15 protein-coding genes are annotated in these 17,191 nt (G+C 59.1%); 7 read left to right on the plus strand and 8 right to left on the minus strand.

Annotated elements, in window-relative coordinates; genetic code table 11:
- Nucleotides 1–74: 74 nt before the first annotated feature.
- Complete coding sequence (locus ACYQ14_RS12665) at nt 75–1,394, plus strand: MFS transporter (RefSeq protein ID WP_459888722.1); 1,320 nt, start codon at nt 75–77, stop codon at nt 1,392–1,394.
- Here ACYQ14_RS12665 and ACYQ14_RS12670 read toward each other — a convergent pair.
- Together ACYQ14_RS12670 and ACYQ14_RS12675 are read right to left on the minus strand one after the other, a co-directional pair.
- Entirely contained in the window at nt 1,365–2,330 is a 966-nt protein-coding gene (locus ACYQ14_RS12670; protein ID WP_459888724.1) for a proline dehydrogenase family protein, read from the minus strand. The two genes, ACYQ14_RS12665 and ACYQ14_RS12670, sit on opposite strands and share 30 nt — an antisense overlap.
- Before the next feature lie 104 nt (nt 2,331–2,434).
- Nucleotides 2,435–3,187 (minus strand): helix-turn-helix domain-containing protein, encoded by a 753-nt coding sequence (locus tag ACYQ14_RS12675; protein WP_459888725.1) that lies wholly within the window; start codon nt 3,185–3,187, stop codon nt 2,435–2,437.
- An 87-nt stretch (nt 3,188–3,274) separates the two neighbouring features.
- On the opposite strand from ACYQ14_RS12675, the gene ACYQ14_RS12680 reads away from it, so the two are divergent.
- Nucleotides 3,275–4,855, plus strand: a complete 1,581-nt coding sequence (locus ACYQ14_RS12680) for an aldehyde dehydrogenase family protein (RefSeq protein ID WP_459888726.1) — start codon at nt 3,275–3,277, stop codon at nt 4,853–4,855.
- A 70-nt stretch (nt 4,856–4,925) separates the two neighbouring features.
- On the opposite strand, the gene ACYQ14_RS12685 is transcribed toward ACYQ14_RS12680, so the two are convergent.
- The 3 genes from ACYQ14_RS12685 to ACYQ14_RS12695 all read right to left on the minus strand — a co-directional run bounded on the left by ACYQ14_RS12685 (nt 4,926) and on the right by ACYQ14_RS12695 (nt 10,232).
- The gene (locus ACYQ14_RS12685; protein WP_459888728.1) at nt 4,926–6,491 is read right to left on the minus strand and encodes a globin-coupled sensor protein; all 1,566 of its coding nucleotides are present in this window, start codon (nt 6,489–6,491) and stop codon (nt 4,926–4,928) included.
- A gap of 120 nt (nt 6,492–6,611) precedes the next feature.
- Nucleotides 6,612–8,081, minus strand: a complete 1,470-nt coding sequence (locus ACYQ14_RS12690; protein WP_459888730.1) for a methyl-accepting chemotaxis protein — start codon at nt 8,079–8,081, stop codon at nt 6,612–6,614.
- A gap of 159 nt (nt 8,082–8,240) precedes the next feature.
- The gene (locus ACYQ14_RS12695; protein ID WP_459888732.1) at nt 8,241–10,232 is read right to left on the minus strand and encodes a chemotaxis protein CheA; all 1,992 of its coding nucleotides are present in this window, start codon (nt 10,230–10,232) and stop codon (nt 8,241–8,243) included.
- Nucleotides 10,233–10,633: 401 nt separating this feature from the next.
- Here ACYQ14_RS12695 and ACYQ14_RS12700 point away from each other — a divergent pair, with 401 nt between their 5' ends.
- The 3 genes from ACYQ14_RS12700 to cheB are packed head-to-tail and all read left to right on the plus strand — an operon-like array spanning nt 10,634 to nt 13,674.
- Complete coding sequence (locus ACYQ14_RS12700) at nt 10,634–11,533, plus strand: ParA family protein (protein ID WP_459888733.1); 900 nt, start codon at nt 10,634–10,636, stop codon at nt 11,531–11,533.
- Nucleotides 11,530–12,507 carry a chemotaxis protein CheW gene (locus ACYQ14_RS12705; RefSeq protein ID WP_459888735.1) on the plus strand — a complete coding sequence of 326 codons (978 nt, stop codon included), beginning with the start codon at nt 11,530–11,532 and terminating at the stop codon, nt 12,505–12,507. Before ACYQ14_RS12700 ends, ACYQ14_RS12705 begins: the two co-directional genes overlap by 4 nt.
- A 24-nt stretch (nt 12,508–12,531) precedes the next feature.
- A complete protein-coding gene (cheB, locus tag ACYQ14_RS12710) occupies nt 12,532–13,674 on the plus strand; it encodes a chemotaxis-specific protein-glutamate methyltransferase CheB (RefSeq protein ID WP_459888737.1) in 1,143 nt (380 codons plus the stop codon).
- A 236-nt stretch (nt 13,675–13,910) separates the two neighbouring features.
- On the opposite strand, the gene ACYQ14_RS12715 is transcribed toward cheB, so the two are convergent.
- A complete protein-coding gene (locus ACYQ14_RS12715; RefSeq protein ID WP_459888739.1) occupies nt 13,911–14,375 on the minus strand; it encodes a chemotaxis protein CheW in 465 nt (154 codons plus the stop codon).
- Between the two features lie 384 nt (nt 14,376–14,759).
- Between ACYQ14_RS12715 and ACYQ14_RS12720 the strand changes: the two genes are divergently transcribed.
- Both ACYQ14_RS12720 and ACYQ14_RS12725 read left to right on the plus strand, forming a co-directional pair.
- Nucleotides 14,760–15,338 carry a chemotaxis protein CheD gene (locus ACYQ14_RS12720; RefSeq protein ID WP_459888741.1) on the plus strand — a complete coding sequence of 193 codons (579 nt, stop codon included), beginning with the start codon at nt 14,760–14,762 and terminating at the stop codon, nt 15,336–15,338.
- Nucleotides 15,339–15,595: 257 nt separating this feature from the next.
- The gene (locus ACYQ14_RS12725) at nt 15,596–16,093 is read left to right on the plus strand and encodes a helix-turn-helix transcriptional regulator (RefSeq protein ID WP_283836075.1); all 498 of its coding nucleotides are present in this window, start codon (nt 15,596–15,598) and stop codon (nt 16,091–16,093) included.
- Nucleotides 16,094–16,269: 176 nt separating this feature from the next.
- Here ACYQ14_RS12725 and ACYQ14_RS12730 read toward each other — a convergent pair whose 3' ends face one another.
- Both ACYQ14_RS12730 and ACYQ14_RS12735 read right to left on the minus strand, forming a co-directional pair.
- Nucleotides 16,270–16,707 (minus strand): DUF7112 family protein, encoded by a 438-nt coding sequence (locus ACYQ14_RS12730; protein ID WP_459888743.1) that lies wholly within the window; start codon nt 16,705–16,707, stop codon nt 16,270–16,272.
- 19 nt (nt 16,708–16,726) lie between these two features.
- On the minus strand, nt 16,727–17,116 hold the full coding sequence (locus ACYQ14_RS12735) for a 30S ribosomal protein S6e (RefSeq protein ID WP_459888745.1): 390 nt from the start codon (nt 17,114–17,116) through the stop codon (nt 16,727–16,729).
- Nucleotides 17,117–17,191 lie beyond the last annotated feature (75 nt).

Consider the following 17,191-nt stretch of genomic DNA (forward strand, 5'->3'; position numbering starts at 1 on the left):
TTCCGTTGGGAGAGTGGCGTAACTCGAGTTCGCTTTCGAGAGATTTTCGGTGTTCGGAGGGAGAGTGCAACCGAATGCGACTCTGGCAGGATCCGCTCCGACGCCGCTGGTTACTTTGGGGCACGCTCGGCGTGACTTTTCTTCTGGTAAACGTCAATCGACTGTCCTCTGCCGTGTTAGCCGAAGATCTCATGGTCGCCTTCGGAACCTCCGGGGCGCAACTCGGGACGCTCCACGCGGTCTTCTTCTGGGTTTATGCGTTCATGCAGATCCCGACGGGGATCCTCGCGGACCGCGTCGGCCCGCGACTTACGGCGGCCGCCGGCGGGGTGGTGATGAACGTCGGCGCAATCTGGTTTGCGCTCGCTGACAGCTACTTCGCCGCCGGCGTCGCCCGCGGGCTCGTCGGCCTCGGCGGGAGCGTCATCTTCGTCTGCATCCTCCGATTCTGTGCGAACTGGTTTCGAGCCGACGAGTTCGCGACGGTGAGCGGCCTGAGCTTCGCCGTCTCCGGCATCGGCGGCGTGCTCGCAACCACGCCGCTTGCCGTTGCCGTCGACGCAACCGGCTGGCGCGCCTCGATCGGCTGGCTCGGCGTCGTCGGCCTCCTCTGTGCCGTCGCCGTGTTTGTCTTCGTCCGAGATACGCCCGAGGCGGCCGGATTCGAGCAAATCGACGGCGTCCCCGGCCAGTCGACGCTCACCAACGCCGAACTTCGGACCCATCTCTCTGCGGTCCTTCGCGACCGCTGGATCTGGGTCGTGAGCATCATGCTCTTTTGTGCGAACGGCGTCAACCTCACCATCTTCGGACTCTGGGGTGTTCCCTACGTCGTGCAACTGTACGACGTCTCGGTCACCTACGCCTCGGTGTTCACTTTGCTCGGCGGTCTCGGTGTGATGGTCGGCCCGCCCGCGTTCGGCTGGCTTTCGGACCGCCTCGAGCGCCGCGTCGAGTTGATGATCGTGGGCGGAGCCTGTTTCGCGGTCACGCTCGCGGTGATCGCCGTTACCGGCGACCCGCCGCTGGTGGTCGTCGGCCTCGCCTTCTTCCTCACCGGGGTGTTGTTCGGCTCGTTCCTGCTCGGGTACGCGATCGTTAAGGACAGGCATCCCAGCAGCGCGAGCGGTATCTCGACGGGGACGATAAACGGCGCGTCGTTCTTCGGCGCCGCAATGCTCCCGACGGTGATGGGCTGGGCGCTCGACGCCTACTGGACGGGAGAACTCGTCGGCGGCGTCCGAGTCTACACGGAGACCGGTTACCAGCTAGCCTTCGGAATCGCAACCGTCGCCGGAGTGATCGCCTTCGCGTGTACCGTCTGGCTGTTCGTCAACACCGATCGCTCGAGCCCGACCCCTCACTCACGACAGGATCGCTCGAGCGGCGAATAACAGGTTCTCCTTGCGTTCGCGGACTCGCCGGTAGAAGTACAACAACCAGCGAGAACCGTAGGGAACGTACTGATAGACGGTCACGCCATCGGCCGCCAGCTCGCGCTGGACGTCCTCCCGAACGCCCATCAGCATCTGGACTTCGTAGGGCGTTCCGTACTCCTCGTGGAGTTCTCGAGCGTACGCGATCATCGTCGGGTCGTGGCTCCCGATCGCGATGCCGCCGTCGCGGTTCTGGAAGGCGTCCTCGAGCAGGGTTCGGTACGCCTCGTCGACCCGGTCTTTGTCCTTGTAGGCGATCGATTTCGGCTCGTCGTAGGCTCCCTTGACGAGTCGGACCTTGCCGGGAACGTCGTTCAGCCGCTCGAGATCCTCACGCGTGCGTTTCAGGTTCGCTTGGAGACAGAGCCCGACGGCTCCTTCGACGGCCGCTCGGTCTTCGAGCGCCACATCGTCCTCGAGCACTACTCCTTCGGAGCCCGTTCCGCCTTCGACGGTTTCGACAACCTCGAGCTCCGCCGATTCCATCGATTCGGCCGTCTCCACAGAGGCGTACTCTCGAGCGAGCCGTTCGTAGGCCTCGAGCGTCGCGTCCGTCGTCGTGTGGTTTTCCATGTCCACCCAGACGAAGACGTCCCGTTCGGCCGCGTGGGAAACGATCCGCTCGAGGTTCGATTCGAACACCTCCGGTCCGATATCGAGGCCGATCTGTGATGGTTTGACCGAGATACAGACATCGAAGCCCGACATCGCAATCGACTCGACGAGTGAGCAGTACGCGTCGGTATCGTCGGCGACTACGTCAGGGTCGTCGTGGTGTTCGCCGAGCAAATTGAGGATCGCCCCGACGCCGTCGTCGTTGAGCTGTTGGACGTGCTCGAGCGCTTCGGGTGGCGACTCGCCGGCGACGAACCGACTGGCGATCGGTGGAATCATCTAGTCGGATCTAGAAAGCGGGAACTCTTAACCACAACACCGACCAAATGATTCAACAACATATTACAGAAATTATCGTGTCTAATAGGCGATTTCTCGGACGGTCACAGTGGATCGGTCACTTCCTCGATAGCCGGGTCGAGTAGCTTCGCCTCGGCTTTCCGGAGGTGTTCGAGCAACGTCGTTTTCGAAACGTCCGCCTTTTCTGCGAGCTCTCGAGTCGTAATCTCTCGCGGCCAGGCGTAGTAGTTGTGTTCGCACGCGAGTTCGAAGATTTCGCGCTGGCGCGTCGAAAGCAGGGCAACGCGGCCAGGGCTTTCGTCGCTGAACGCGTCGTTCGTGGTGATTTTCGTGACCGTAATCTCGGCCGACCCCTTCTCCCTGACGGCCTCGAGGCGCTCGTGAAGTCGGTCGCGATCGGTGTCGCCGACGAAGACGGACCAAAATTCGGTGCCGTCGCGGATCCGCACTGCCGATTCCTGGATGAACCCCTCCGACGCGAGCGCGTCGCTGATCGTGTGGGTCGGGTCGTACTCGACGAACAGTTCGCGTGCGGTGTTGCCCGGAACGGACTTTGCCTCGTCGAACCCGTACCGACGTTGCATCACGACAACGGAGTCCGTCAGCCGCGAGTTTCGGGTCTCCTGAATCAATTCGTTTGTTTCCTCGAGCGAGTCTCCGTACGCCGTGAAGTGTCCCTTGACCCGGCCGTCGGTCGCGTTGTAGACGGTGTGTGCGAGAAGACTGGCGTCGGTCGCCTCCGTTACCTCGAGCGTCCAGCAGTCCGGATGCCAGATCTCGAGTGTGAGACGAGCACCCCCCATTGGATAGTCGTCCGTTGTCTCTGTCGTCGCCATTGTCAGCTAGTATCACACACTCGTTTAAACCTCTGTCCCGACCATGGGAGGGGAGCCTACTATTCTTCGGAGGAACGATGAATATCCATGGCTCAACAATCTGCCGACGACGTGTACAACCACTACATCGCGGGTGGGTGGTCCGACGGCGACGGAGGAGAAACGTTCGAGAGCGAGAACCCGGCTACGGGAGAGACGCTCGCGACGTTCGAACGGGGGACCGAGTCGGATGTCGACGCCGCACTGGAGGCGGCCGATGAGGCCGCCGAGGAGTGGCGAGCACTCTCCTACATCGACCGGGCGGAGTACCTCTGGGACATCTATCACGAACTACGCGAGCGGACGGACGAACTCGGCGAAATCGTCACGAAAGAGTGTGGCAAGGAGATCTCTGAGGGGCGAGCCGATGTCATCGAAGCCTATCACATGGTCGAGTGGGCCGCCGCCAACGCCCGTCACCCTCACGGCGACGTCGTTCCCAGCGAAATCGCCTCGAAGGACGCCTACATGCGTCGAAAGCCCCGGGGTGTCGTCGGCTGTATCACCCCCTGGAACTTCCCCGTCGCGATCCCCTTCTGGCACATGGCCATCGCGCTGGTCGAGGGGAACACGGTCGTCTGGAAACCCGCCGAACAGACCCCGTGGTGCGGCCAGATCATCGCCGAGATGTTCGAAGACGCGGGCATCCCCGACGGCGTCTTCAACATGGTACAGGGCTTCGGCGACGCCGGCGCGGCTATCACGGACGACGAGCGCGTCGACACCGTCCTCTTTACCGGCTCAGCGGAGGTCGGCCACGAGATCGCCGGCAAGGTCGGTGCCGAACCCGGCAAACTCGCGGCCTGCGAGATGGGCGGCAAAAACGGGATCATCATCGCCGAGGATGCCGACATGGATATCGCGATTCACTCCGCGATCATGTCCAGTTTCAAGACGACCGGCCAGCGCTGCGTCTCGAGCGAGCGCCTGATCGTCCACGAGGAGATCTACGACGAGTTCAAAGAGCGATTCGTCGAGGTTGCACAGAGCATCTCCGTCGGCGATCCGCTGGCCGAAGAGACCTTTATGGGTCCCGCCATCGAGTCCCAGCACGTCGAAAAGATCGCGAAACACAACGAACTGGCCCGACAGGAAGGAGCCGAGGTGCTCGTCGATCGCTTCGAACTCGAGGACGAGGAGATACCCGACGGACATGAAGAGGGGGCGGCTACTGCCGCCGATGGTGAGCGAAGCGGGAGCTTCGCGAACGGTCATTGGGTCGGCCCGTTCGTCTACGAACTCGAGTACGACTCCGACCTGCGGTGTCTACAGGAGGAGTGTTTCGGCCCGCACGTCGCCCTGATCGAATACTCGGGCGATATAGATCGAGCGCTCGAGATCCACAACGACACGAATTATGGGCTCGCCGGGGCGATCGTCAGCGAGGATTACCGGAAGATTCACCGCTTTCGCGACGACGGCGAGGTCGGACTGGCCTACGCGAACCTGCCGTGTATCGGCGCGGAAGTCCACCTCCCCTTCGGCGGCGTGAAGAAGTCGGGGAACGGCTATCCAAGCGCTCGAGAAGCCATCGAAGCCGTCACCGAACGAACCGCGTTTACGCTCAACAACTCGAAAGACATCGAGATGGCACAGGGGCTCTCGGCGGATATCTTGACCGACGACTGAGCGGGGACAACAGTGCGAGAAGTCGATCGATGAAAATGGTGAGAGTGAGAAGTCGATCGGAACCAGCCGATCAGAAGTCGTTGTCGCGCAGCCGGTCGACTTCGTCCTCGATCTCCTTTGCGAGTTCGGCCTGCTGTTCGTTGGCCCTCGCGATCTGTTCGCTCGCAGCGGAGATTTCTTCGGCTTTCCCCATCGAGGAGTCGGTCATGCTGGCGACTTCCTCGGTACTCGCGGCCTGATCGTCCGTGGCGTCTGCGACCTCCTGAATGCCCGTCGTGGCCTCTCGAACCGAGTTTTCGATCCGATTCAGGTCCTCGACCGCGTCCTCGACGAGATCGACCGCATCGTCCGTCTCCGTTCCCGCCCGGTCGATGCTTTCGACGGTGTTTTCGGTATCTTTCTGAATCTGATCGACCATCTGCTCGATGTTCTTGGCCTCCTCCTGAGACTCTTCGGCGAGGGACTTGACCTCGTCGGCGACGACGGCGAAACTGTCCCCGGCTTCGCCCGCGGTCGCCGCTTCGATCGAGGCGTTGACCGCGAGCAGATTCGTCTGATCCGCGATCGTGTTGATGACTTTGACGATCTCGTCGATACGCTCAACTCGCTCTCTAAGCTTCTCGACGTCGTCCGAAACCTCCGCCGCGGCCGCCTCGAGGCTCTCCATCTTCTCGAGCGCGTCTTCGGCGGTATCGGAGGCGTTGTCGGCGATGTCCTTTGCGGTCTCGCTCGTCGAGCTGACCTCCTCCGCGTTCGAGGCGATCTCCTCGACGGTGGCCGAGAGACTCGAGACTTCGCCTGAAACCTGCGACATCGATTCGACCTGGTCCTCGGCGAGCTGACCGACTTCGTTCGACTGTGCCACGGCGCTGTCGGCCGAATTACGGAGTTCTGAAACGCTCTCCTCGACGCTTTCGGTCACCCGTTCCCGGCGCTCGAGTTCCTCCTCGATATCCGCATAGGAGTGAATGTACGTGTCCATCACGACCTGCTGGTCAAGGTTGATAAGTTTGAGCGCCGAGAGCGCTCGGTCGACGACCTCGTCGACGGCGTCGTCAACCGCCTCCTGAGCCTCGCTCGCGGTGAGCATCGGTTCATCGTGCTGTGTCCCCGCGGCGGTCGTGGCGCCGTCCGGGACCGAATCCGAATCGGCTTCGGACAGCTCCGGTCGCTCTTTCGCTTCGGTACCGATTTCGCCGAGAATCCCCTCGTAGTAGATCGAATACGCCCCCAGATAGATTTCCGGACCGAGATCGAGCATATCGTGAAGCTTCCCGATCTTGGCACGCCGGTCGACGTACTCTTTGCCGTACTCTCCTCGGCCGAGGTCTCTGAGATACTCCGCCTGCGTCCGTTTGAGGCTCTCGACCTGCTTGCTCGAGGAGTCTATTATCGCGACCGTCTCCTCGTGAGACTGCAGATGCGCGTAGAATTCGTCGACGAGATCGTCCGCAATATCGTCGAACAGGCCCGACATCGACTCGAGGCGGGCGGCGTCCTCCCGATCGAACCGCGTGTACTCTTTTCGCCACTCGATTCGGTCCGCGTCGATGTCGAGTTCCGCAGTCAACTGCGACCCGATTACGTTCCTCCTGTCTCCATCAGAGATTTTATACTCGCTCCCATCGCCGGTCATAATAACACGTTTGTAATTCTCTGTTACGTATATAAATCCACTTGCTATTCTAACGGATCATGTCTCTAAAGACGCAACTGATTGCTCTCTGGGAGGGAATACGAACCGAACGTATTCGCCTCAAACGTCCTCTGTTAGCCGTTTTGCCTCCGCTTCGATATCGTCCATAAGTTCGAACTGTTCGTCCGCGACACCGGAGATCTCCTCGGATTTCGAGGATACTTCTTCAGTCTGACGATTTGCCTCTTCTGTCATACTTGCAACCTCCTCGATGCTCGCCGCCTGATCGTCCGTCGCCTCCGCGACTTGATTGATCCCTTCGGACGTATCGCTCACCAGATCCTCGATCTGCGAGAGATTATCGACCGTCTCCTGGACTCGCCGAACGCTCTCGTCGAGTTCTTCTATTGCCGTTTCGAGGCTCGTTGCGGTATGTTCGGTATCCTGCTGGATCTGGTTTACCGTCCGTTCGATATTCTTCGCCTCCTCTTTCGAATTTTCGGCCAGGGACTTCACTTCGTTTGCGACGACGGCGAATCTGTCTCCCGTCTGGCCGCTATCTGCGGCTTCGATGGATGCGTTGACGGCCAGGAGGTTCGTCTGGTCGGCGATGTCGTTGATGACCTCGACGACCTCGTCGATCTCTTCGACCCCCTCTCGCAGGGCTTCGACGTCTTCGGAGACCTGCTCCGTCGCTTGCTCGACGCTTTCCATGCTCTCGATCGCCTGTTCGCCGTTCTCGAGAGAATCCTCGACGAACTCGGCGCTCTCGGCGCTCGTCGAACTAACCTCTTGTGCGTTCGAGGCGACCTCCTCGACGGTCGCAGAGACCGTCGAGACCTCGCTGGTGACCGTCGAGATCGATTCGGACTGGTTCGTGGTCATGGAATCGATCTCGGTGGTCGCCTCCTGGACCGCTTCAGTTGCGTCTCGGAGTTCCGCGATCATTTCCTGAGTGTTCTGGGCGATCGATTCGCGACGTTCGATATCCTCCTCGAGGTTGGCGTAGGACTTGACGTACTGGTCGACCGCGACCTGCTGGTCTAAGTTCAGTAACTTGCCCATCGACACGATCCGCTGGACCATCGTTTCGACACCGTCTTGGACGGCACCAGCAGCAACGTCGGCATCGGGATCCGCGTTCGCGACACCGATCTCCTCGAGCACATCGGTTGCGATTCCTTCGGCCAGTGCCTCGAAGTACACTGTGTAGGCTCCGATGACGATACTCGGCTCGACTCCCATCTGCTCGTAGCGCTCACCGGCCTCCGCCCGCTCCTCGTAATACTGCTGACCGTACGATGCGGACGCCATCTCGTCTACGTAGCCGTCTGTTTGCTGTCGAAGTCTCTCGGCGCCGGCCGAGTCGATGGTTCCCATCTCGATCGAGTGATCTGCAAGGGTTTGGGAGATGCGGTCGGACTCCGATCGGATAACCGACGAAATTTCCTCGAGTCGTTTTCGATCGCTCTCGTCGAATCGCGTGAACTCCTTTTGCCACGCCAGCGATTGGCCGCCGATGCCGAGTTTATCGAGTTGGTCCACCCCGGCCACAGTCCCGCCGTCCGTTCGATATGAATCCTCGTTCATGTGGGTAGTAATTGGTATATTTCCTCGCTATCGGGGTTTAGGTTTACTGGCCCCTAGCACGCTCGAGCGCCGTGCTCGTTCGCACATGGGCCCCGAGAATTTGCATTGGGTTCCTGAAAAATCGGGTCGCTCGAGAGTATCGCTTCCGCGACGAATCGGCTACAACGATTCGACGTCGAGGATCATCACGACGTCGCCTTCCCCGAGGACGGACGCGCCGCTGATCCCCTCGGTGCTACTGAGCGAGCCGTGGAACGGTTTGATGACGACTTCCTCCTGGCCGTTCATCCCGTCACATCGCAGTGCAACTTTTCGGATGCCGTCTTTGACCCGAACGATCAGGTCGTCGTCTTGCTTTTCGGTTTCCGGGACGTTGAGGGACTCGCCGAGATCGATAATCGGGTAGGTCTTCGAATCGTGGCTGAGGATCTTCGAGTCGTCGAACGACTGAATGTCCAGATCAGAGATGACGGAGATGTCGTCGACGTTCTTGATCGGGATTCCGTACGCTTCCTCGCCCGTTTCGATGAACAGCACCCGTTCGATTGCGACGCTGACGGGCAGGGTTAGCGTGACACACGTCCCCTCTCCGGGCTCGCTCTCGACGTCGATATCGCCGTCGACACTTTGAACGACGCGATTGACGACGTCCATCCCCACGCCGCGGCCGCTGATATCGGTCACCTCGTCGTTCGTCGAGAACCCCGGATGGAAAATCAGCTCGTAGACCTCCGAGCGCTCGAGCGACTGGACTTTCGCGGGGCTCATCACGTCCTTTTCGATGGCTTTCTTGCGAAGTCGCTCCGGATCAAGACCCGCTCCGTCGTCTTCGATCGCCAGCGTCACCGTATCTCGTTCGCGCGTTCCGCGAAGCTCGATGGTCCCCCCTCTCGATTTCCCCTTCGCTTCCCGAACATCCGGTTTCTCGATCCCGTGGTCGATCGCGTTTCGGATGAGGTGAACGAGCGGATCGCGCATCTCGTTCAAGATCGAGCGGTCCATCTCGATGTCGACGCCGGTCATCTCGAAGGTGATCTCCTTGCCCTGTTCCTGTGCGATATCCCGAACGAGCCGCGGGAAGTGGCCCGCGATGGTCCTGACGGGAACCAACCGCATCTCGAGAACGGTATCCTGAATTCTGGACGTAATCTTGTCGTGCTCGCTGAGTTCCTTTTCGACCTCGGAGACCCCCAGATCCTCGATCGTGTTCCGGAGTTTGATCCGACTCGTGACCATCTCTTCGACCTGGTTGTACAGTTCGTCGATGGTCGTAACGTCGACCCGGATCGATTCGATCTCCGTATCGTGGTTATCCAGAACCGATCCACCGCTTTCGTCCGCCGACGAATCGTCGTCACTGGGTTCTTCGCCCGTGAGCCCACCACGTACGTCGTCGGTCACGTCGACGACGTCGACCGATTCCAGGTAGCGATGACCGTCGTACTCCTCGAAGATCGCATCGGCGTCAGCCGGTTCGTCCGGAGAGACGTACAACTCGAATCCGTCGTCGAACTCGCCGGATTCGATATCGGTTATCGGTGGCTCTCCCGCGTGAACGGTGTACCCATCCTGAATGTCCCCGAGAATGAACATTGCATCGACGAGATTCGACTCCCCATCGCCGATGGCGAGATCGAGGTGAAAGACCGAATCGGCTTCGGCCGCATCCGTCTCCTCGAGCGTATCGAACGGAATATCGATCGACGCCGCTCCCGTTTCAGTATCGGAGTCGGCCGCAGTTCCGGATTCGGAGTCACTGGCGACTTCCGCACCGTCGCTCCCGTCGATTTCGGCCCGGAGCTGATTGACCGTCGCGCTCGGATCCAGTTGAACCTCGCCCGATTCGTCGATCTGCGTGACCATCTCGTCGAGCGAATCGACCGCCTCGAACAGGAGGTTCATCCGGTCGTTCGTCACCGCCATCTTTCCCTCACGGACTTCGTCCAAGAGGTCCTCGAGCGCGTGTGCGAGATTCGACGGCGCTTCGAATCCCATCGCCCCAAAGTTCCCTTTGAGGTTGTGACTCACCCTGAATACCGCATCGATGGCTTCTGCGTCACTCGGATTGTCCTCGAGAGCCAACAGCGAGTTATTGAGTTGGAGAAGGTCGTCCTGACTTTCGCGAATGAATGTATCAAAAACGTCACTCATACCTTGATACGTAGTACGTTGAATACCAATGATTTAGGCTTGTTGGCTGAATTACCAGATCAATGGGGTTTCGGTATCGGTTGCTTACGCTCGTTACAGGACCTGCCAATCCACCTCTGGAGCCAATTGGGGTGTCGTTTCTATCCACGACTCATCAGATGAATTGAACAATACTGAACTGGAGTCTGACTTCGAACTTCCGTCTCCGCGGAACGCTCAGGTATCCTCTACAGAGGGGGCCAGAACAGTTATCCGGATTGCGTTTGACAGTTCTCGTGTAACAGTACACGAACTTCGTATTACGGAGGGAATACAAATAGCAGTGTCCGAGGGAGTCGGTTTATGACGAACCACTATAACAGTACGATTCTATCACGCAACCAGACGGGGGAAATGTCAGAATGACTATGGACGACGAGACGCCGGAGGTGATCGCCGTTTCGCTTCAGAAGGGCGGGACCGGAAAAACGTTCACCGCCATGAATCTCGCAGGGGGGCTGTCAGCGCGGGGGTTCGACGTTCTTTTGGTCGATTTCGACCCGCAGGGAACGCTGACAGCGAACCTCGGCAAACGCGAGCAGTACTTCGATCTCGATACGCTCTCGCTGGATGAGGTATTACTCGACCCCTCGAAGTGGGATCAAGTCACCGAACTGGTAGAAACCGATCACGAGGAGTTCGACCTGATTCCAGCGAACCAATCGTACAACGGGAACAAAACGCCACTCGACGCGGCTGACGCCGGTGAGAATCGTTTCGGACGCCTTCTCGATCAGTTCGAGGACGACTACCACTATATTATCTGTGACTGTCCGCCGGATTTCTCCCCGTACGCGAAGAACGCGGTTACGGCCGGCGAGAAGATCGTCATCCCGATGATTCCGGAGACGGAAATGCCCCACTCCGTCGACCTGCTTTTCGATCAGTACGACGTCCTCGAGATGATGCACGATCTCGATATCGAGTATCTCGCTTCGGTGATGACGGTCAACTCGACGAAGATGACCAACGAACACCAGCGGATCGTCTCCTGGTTCGAGGAGACGTTTGCGGAGAAAGGCGTCGTCACGGACCACCGGGCCGCTTTCGCGAGAGCGAAAAAGAACCAGCAGTCGCTCTATGCCTACGAGGAGTCCTTATCCAACGCGGAACTCGAGACCTACGACAGGCTCGTCCAACTCGTTATGGCACAAACGGACCCGCCGGCGCTCGGAATCGACGTCGAGGCGGCGAAACAGCTCTCGATCGACGGCATTCGCCGTCGTCGAGAACGGAACCACGAACAGGAGGTAAACGCATGAGTGAAGACCCATCAGATCCAGACGACGAGTTCGAGGATCAGCTCTCCGACGTTGGCTCTCGAACTCGAGAGAAGCTTTCGGCGGAAGAACAGAAGAAGGCCGAAAAACTCGGCGTCTCTCCGAGCGCGTCGACGACACCGTCATCCGATGAAGAATCCAGCGAAGCCGCCGGAACCGACGACGGATCCACCGCTGGTGCCGGTACGGATTCTACCACCGGTGACGACGATTCGACCGAGCAACCCCCTCCGTCATCGGACGGATCCGTGGATACCGGCTCCGATTCGGGGACGGTATACGAATACAACGACATGAATTCGGAACTCGAACACGAACCTGAGGCATCTCTCGACGATCAACAGCCGGCGGCCGAACCGGGCACTGACGAACCCGCCAGCGGACCGACGGCCGGGCTAGGCAGTGTCGCTACCGGCGAACGAATGGCTGTCACCAAAACGGAGATCGACTTCGTGACGGGCGACGAGGCCGAAACGAAAGAAACGGAGAAGACGAAGCTGCTGTACTTCGAACTCAACGACGAACTGTTCGCCGCTCCGCTCGAGAGCATTAGTTCCGTCGAGGAGCTGTCGGGACTGACTCGCTACCCGCGTTCACCGGCACCGATCGACGGTGTAACGGATATGCGAGGGAAGATCATCGCCGTCCTAAACCCGAAAGTGATCGTCGATCTTTCGAACGCGAGCCACGAAGACGGCGCGGGCGGGGACTACATTATTGTCCAGGAGGAAATCGAAGACGAACATCGCCTCGGGGTTCGCGTCGACGACATCAGCCACGTCGAATCGGCGACCGAATCGGACATCACCCCGATCTACGACATCTCGGAGATGGACCTCGTCACAATCGACGAATCGTATCTCGAGGGAATCATCCATGGCTATCGCGCCGACGAGCAAGCTCAGGTGCCTCTGGTTGATTTTTCGGCATTGATGGAAACACTGAAAGAGTATTAGTACCCGCCCTGATACGTTATTTATATGGTTACTGTTGGAATCGTGGATGACTCGGCATTCATGCGGAATATTCTCACCGAGATTCTCGAACAACGCGGACACGATGTCGTCGGGGAGGCGAGCGACGGTGAATCCGCCGTCGAACTCGTCGAATCGACCGATGTCGAAGTCATCACGATGGATATCTCGATGCCGGGACAGGGGGGCCACTGGGCGGTCGATAAGATCATGGAACGCCATCCGGTTCCGATCGTCGTTCTGAGCGCCCACGTCCACGAGGACGCCGACGAGGCGCTCGAGTTGATGGAACGTGGTGTCGTCGATATCATTCGAAAGCCCGGCGGAAAGGAGCGATCGGTTTCCCTCTGGGACCGGGCCGACGAAGTCGTCGAGCGGATCGCCGGCGCATCGCAGTCCAGTTCTCGAGCGAGTTCGTCGATGTCGACGTCGGCCGGGTCGGCTCGAGGGTCGAACGCCGAGACCGGAACGAGCACCCGTTCATCGGCGTCGACCGCGTCGGATCGCTCGTCGATCGGATCCTCGACGCGAGCGAGTTCGTCATCCACGGCCGCCGTCGACTCCACGCGAACGACGACGTTACTCATCGGGTCCTCGACAGGCGGCCCCGAGACGGTGGAAACGCTGCTTGCAAATCTCCCGACCGGGCTCGATCTCCGCGTCATCGTCGTCCAGCACATGACAGATGCCCTGACCGGTTCGTTCGCGGACCGCCTCGACGCGGCGACGGAGTTTGAGTTTCGCGAGGCCGGTGCCGACGAGACGATTACGGCCGGCGAGGCCGTCCTCGCGAAGGGGGGCTACCACCTCGAGGTGACGGGGTATCGACGGGGGAGAATCGACATCGATCTCTCGAAAGCGCCGAAAATCAACAACGTCAGGCCGGCCGTCGACGCCATGATGCGGACGGCGGCGGACGTCATCGACGATCACGTGATCGGCGTTATTCTGACCGGAATGGGACAGGACGGAGCGGTTGGAATCCAGTCGGTCGCGGACGCTGGCGGTCGAACGATCGCACAGGACGAGGAAACGTCTCGAATCTTCGGAATGCCCAAAGCGGCGATCGAAACCGGCTCGATCGAACAGGTTCTCGCGATTGAGGATATTCCGGAGGCAATCGTCGATCTCTGTACTGACGAGAACTGATACTGTCGACTGTACGTCGTTCACATTTTCGTCGCCTGGGGGGTGCGAGAATCTTTACAGAGGTCCAACCGACAGTATAAGGCGAGCAATACTCTCGAGCAATCTCTTTTGAGAAGTTCTGTCGACGAGTAAATCTGAATCGTGACGGAGCCGGTTGGAGAGTCTCGTTTCGGTGCGTCCGAAGCTGACACGAAATCGATATCGTTCGGTCTGCTATCGCCGTGGCTCGGTCGTCCTTAAATACGCATCTGGGCCGGATCGAGCCAGATGACGAAATCCTCGTCCTGTCGAATAACACCCTCGACGCCAGGTGCGTCTCCCCCCGCTTCCACGTCGTTCGGGGCAAACGAGTGAACTCCTCTGACGCCGTCGACAAGCCATCCGAGGCGACTGTCTGCACCGTCTTTTCGCTTGAAAACGATCAGCTTTTCGTCGTTGTAGGTGCCCCCAACGTCGAGTAACTGTTTGAGATTCACTACCTTTACCGCCTCGTCTCGCAGGTTGAGGACCCCCTCGATGTGCGATGGCGTACTCGGAAGGGAAGTCAACTCACCGCAGTTGACGATCTCCGCGATATACCCGATTTCGACGCAAAACCCGTCAGTACCGAGTTCGAACTCCAGTACCTCTACCGTTTCCTGGTCGTCCGACTCCTCGATACCTTCTCCAACGCCGTCTTGATCGTACTCTTGTGCTGCCATACGTTACATTCGCCCCCGATTTCAACCGCTGTTGAAACCGTTGTCGTCCCGAACTGTTTCCGAGACACCTACTTAATTCTCGCGGCCCCGCCGTGACTCCTGGGGCCGTTCTCGAGGGTCCGATCGGCGCTGTATGGATATGTGTTAGAAGAATGGCCAGAGTCCTTTTGCCGGCTGGCAACAAGAATTCACTACTACTCGCCGCTCGGTCACACGTCCAGAAATACGATTTACATGACTGATAATTTTGTTGATGGGTTTGGTACGTCGGAATCGCGCGAAGGGCGCGTCAGTCAAACGGGTGCGACTCTGTCCCGATCACCGTCGAACGATCGGTCGAGCGCGAGTCGATCGTTCGAATCGAGAAAACCCGCCTCGAGACGGGTGACGCCGCAGGCGGGCGACCCGGTAACGGTCCATCAGGCGGCACGGGTCGAAGCTCCCGCCGTGGTTCCCAGTCCGGATGAAAGCGTCGCGAAATCGGCGTTCAAAGTCGGCATCGCCGAGTACGCACTGACGGCCCAAAGCGAGTACCGGTCGCTTCGCTCGAGCGGGTTCGGATCGTGCATCGGCGTCGTTGTTCACGACGAGTCGGCGGCCGTCACCGGGCTGTTGCACTTTATGCTCCCATCGGTCGAGAAAATCTCCAATTCGGGTCCGAATCCGGCGAAGTTCGGAGATTCGGGCATCGAAGCGATGATTGACTCGATCAAGAAGGTCGGCGGTGCGGTTTCGACGATGGAAGCCAAACTCGCGGGCGGTGCGAAGATGATGGATTTCGAGAAAAACGGTCAGTCGATCGGGAAACAGAACCTCATCGCCGCACGGACCGCGCTCGAGGCTCGTGCAATACCGATCACGTCGACGGATACCGGTGGTGCGATCGGACGATCGATAACCGTTGATACGGGAACCGGTTCGGTTTCTATTCAGAGGTCTGACGGATCCGAGCTGGTTATTTAGCATATACTGCCGCTTCCCGTCTTCTTAGACCGTACCGACCTTGTTCGCGCTCTCTTCACGAACCGCCTTCACGTTATTATGGTGGTCAAAAACACTTGAATTATCAGAAGATATGCTGGTCAGTTCCCTGTCGTTTATAATGAGGCCGTTCCTCGAACTCAGTAGTCGTGGTTACGTTCCAATCCTGACTGCCATCGGCGATGTGTGGTCGGTGGTGGATTGACCGAACCACGGAACCCCCACAATGGTGATCGAGAATGCGTGAGGAACCACCTGATAGCATGTCCCTTTTCGCAAAATTATCGAGAGTGATTGCTACGAACAAGACGTCGGAATCGCACGAAACACCACTGAACGAACCCGAAGAGCCCGTCGATGTCGAGCACGAATTCGAGGAACTGATGGCGCAAGTCGACGACGTGCTCCAGACCGATGGCGTCCACTTCGAGGACGCGATGATCAAAGAGAACCTCGATGACATCTTGCTCATGCTCATTTCGTTACATGGTGAAACACACGGGAAGGAGCTCCTTTCGGATCTGGATTCGTTGTTCGAGACGGAACTGAGTCCTGGAACCGTCTATCCGCGGCTACACGACCTCGAGGACGAAGAGATCCTCTCGATGCACTCGAAAATTCGAACGAAGGAGTACGCAATCGCGGACGACGACCACGTTCGGTCGAGCGTCGAGGAAACGATGGTCCAGCATCTGGCGTTCGGGCTGCTGTTGTACGCGTTTCTCTATCGACTCTAACTCGACCGGCCATCGTCGATGGCACGCGTATACGTTCTCAAGCCACCGCTCTCGAATTTCTCGCCGCTCTCGAGGCCAAAACCACCGTGCGTAACAGGCCGATCTCCGGCGAGAATAGAGCGCTCGTCACCGCACCGGTGCAACCGAGTCACACGGTTCAGCGGTTGAGCGAGCCGCTACGACTCTTCGATATCGTTCGCGATATCGGACAGGCTGCTCTTTGGCGGCTCCGAGGCGTCGTAGTAGTTCGTTTCGCCGGGACTTCGAAGGCCGTAGGCGAACCCGGGTTCGATGATGTCGATGAGGACCGACCCGCCGTCTCGAACCGTGTGGTCGCCACACCAGTCGGGCAAAATGTCGGTTCCCTCGCGTGGATCGCGAGCGCCCTCCGCCGTCTCGTAGACGCCCTCGATCGTAAGTTCGTCTCCGGTGAGCGCTCGTTCGATCTGTGCGAAACGTTCGGTTCCCTCGATCGTGATTCGGACCAGTTCGTCGACCGAAAAGCCGTCGCTCTCCTCGCCCGGTATCTCCAATCTGACACCCGTTGTCGTCTCCGAAAGCGTCGCTCTGACGGTGCGAATCGACGGATGATCACTCGAAAGTCGATCTGCCATAAAACTGGATGTGCTGTCGTTACTCGTCCTCGGCGAGCAGTTCCTCGACGGCAGTGTCGCCGGATTCGACGACCGAGGCGTTGATCTGTGCGACGGCGTCCGAAACTTCGCGGCCACGAACCGTGATACGACGGCGCTCGCCGTCTCGATCCGGATTGTAGCCCGTCTGCTTTCCTTCCATCAGCACTTCCTGCAGATCCGCCCCGGCGACGGTCTTGTTCAGCGGTCGTCCCGCATCGTCCGAGCCGCCGGTAATCTCGAGCGTGTAGCCCTCAAGACCGACCGCGGAGCCGTCGACTTCGTCGCCGATTGACTTACCGAGGAATCGATTTGCGTCCTGTCCGTCCGCCTCGAGTTGGTGTGCGAGCCCGGAGTCCGGGTCGCCGACAACGACAGTGAAACTTGCCATGCCCGATGGAAAACGTCCTGCAGTCAAAAATACGTCGATCGACCTTCTCGTTGCGCCCCGCCGGTCGAGTCAAGT

It is taken from the genome of Halostagnicola bangensis, from assembly GCF_054653435.1.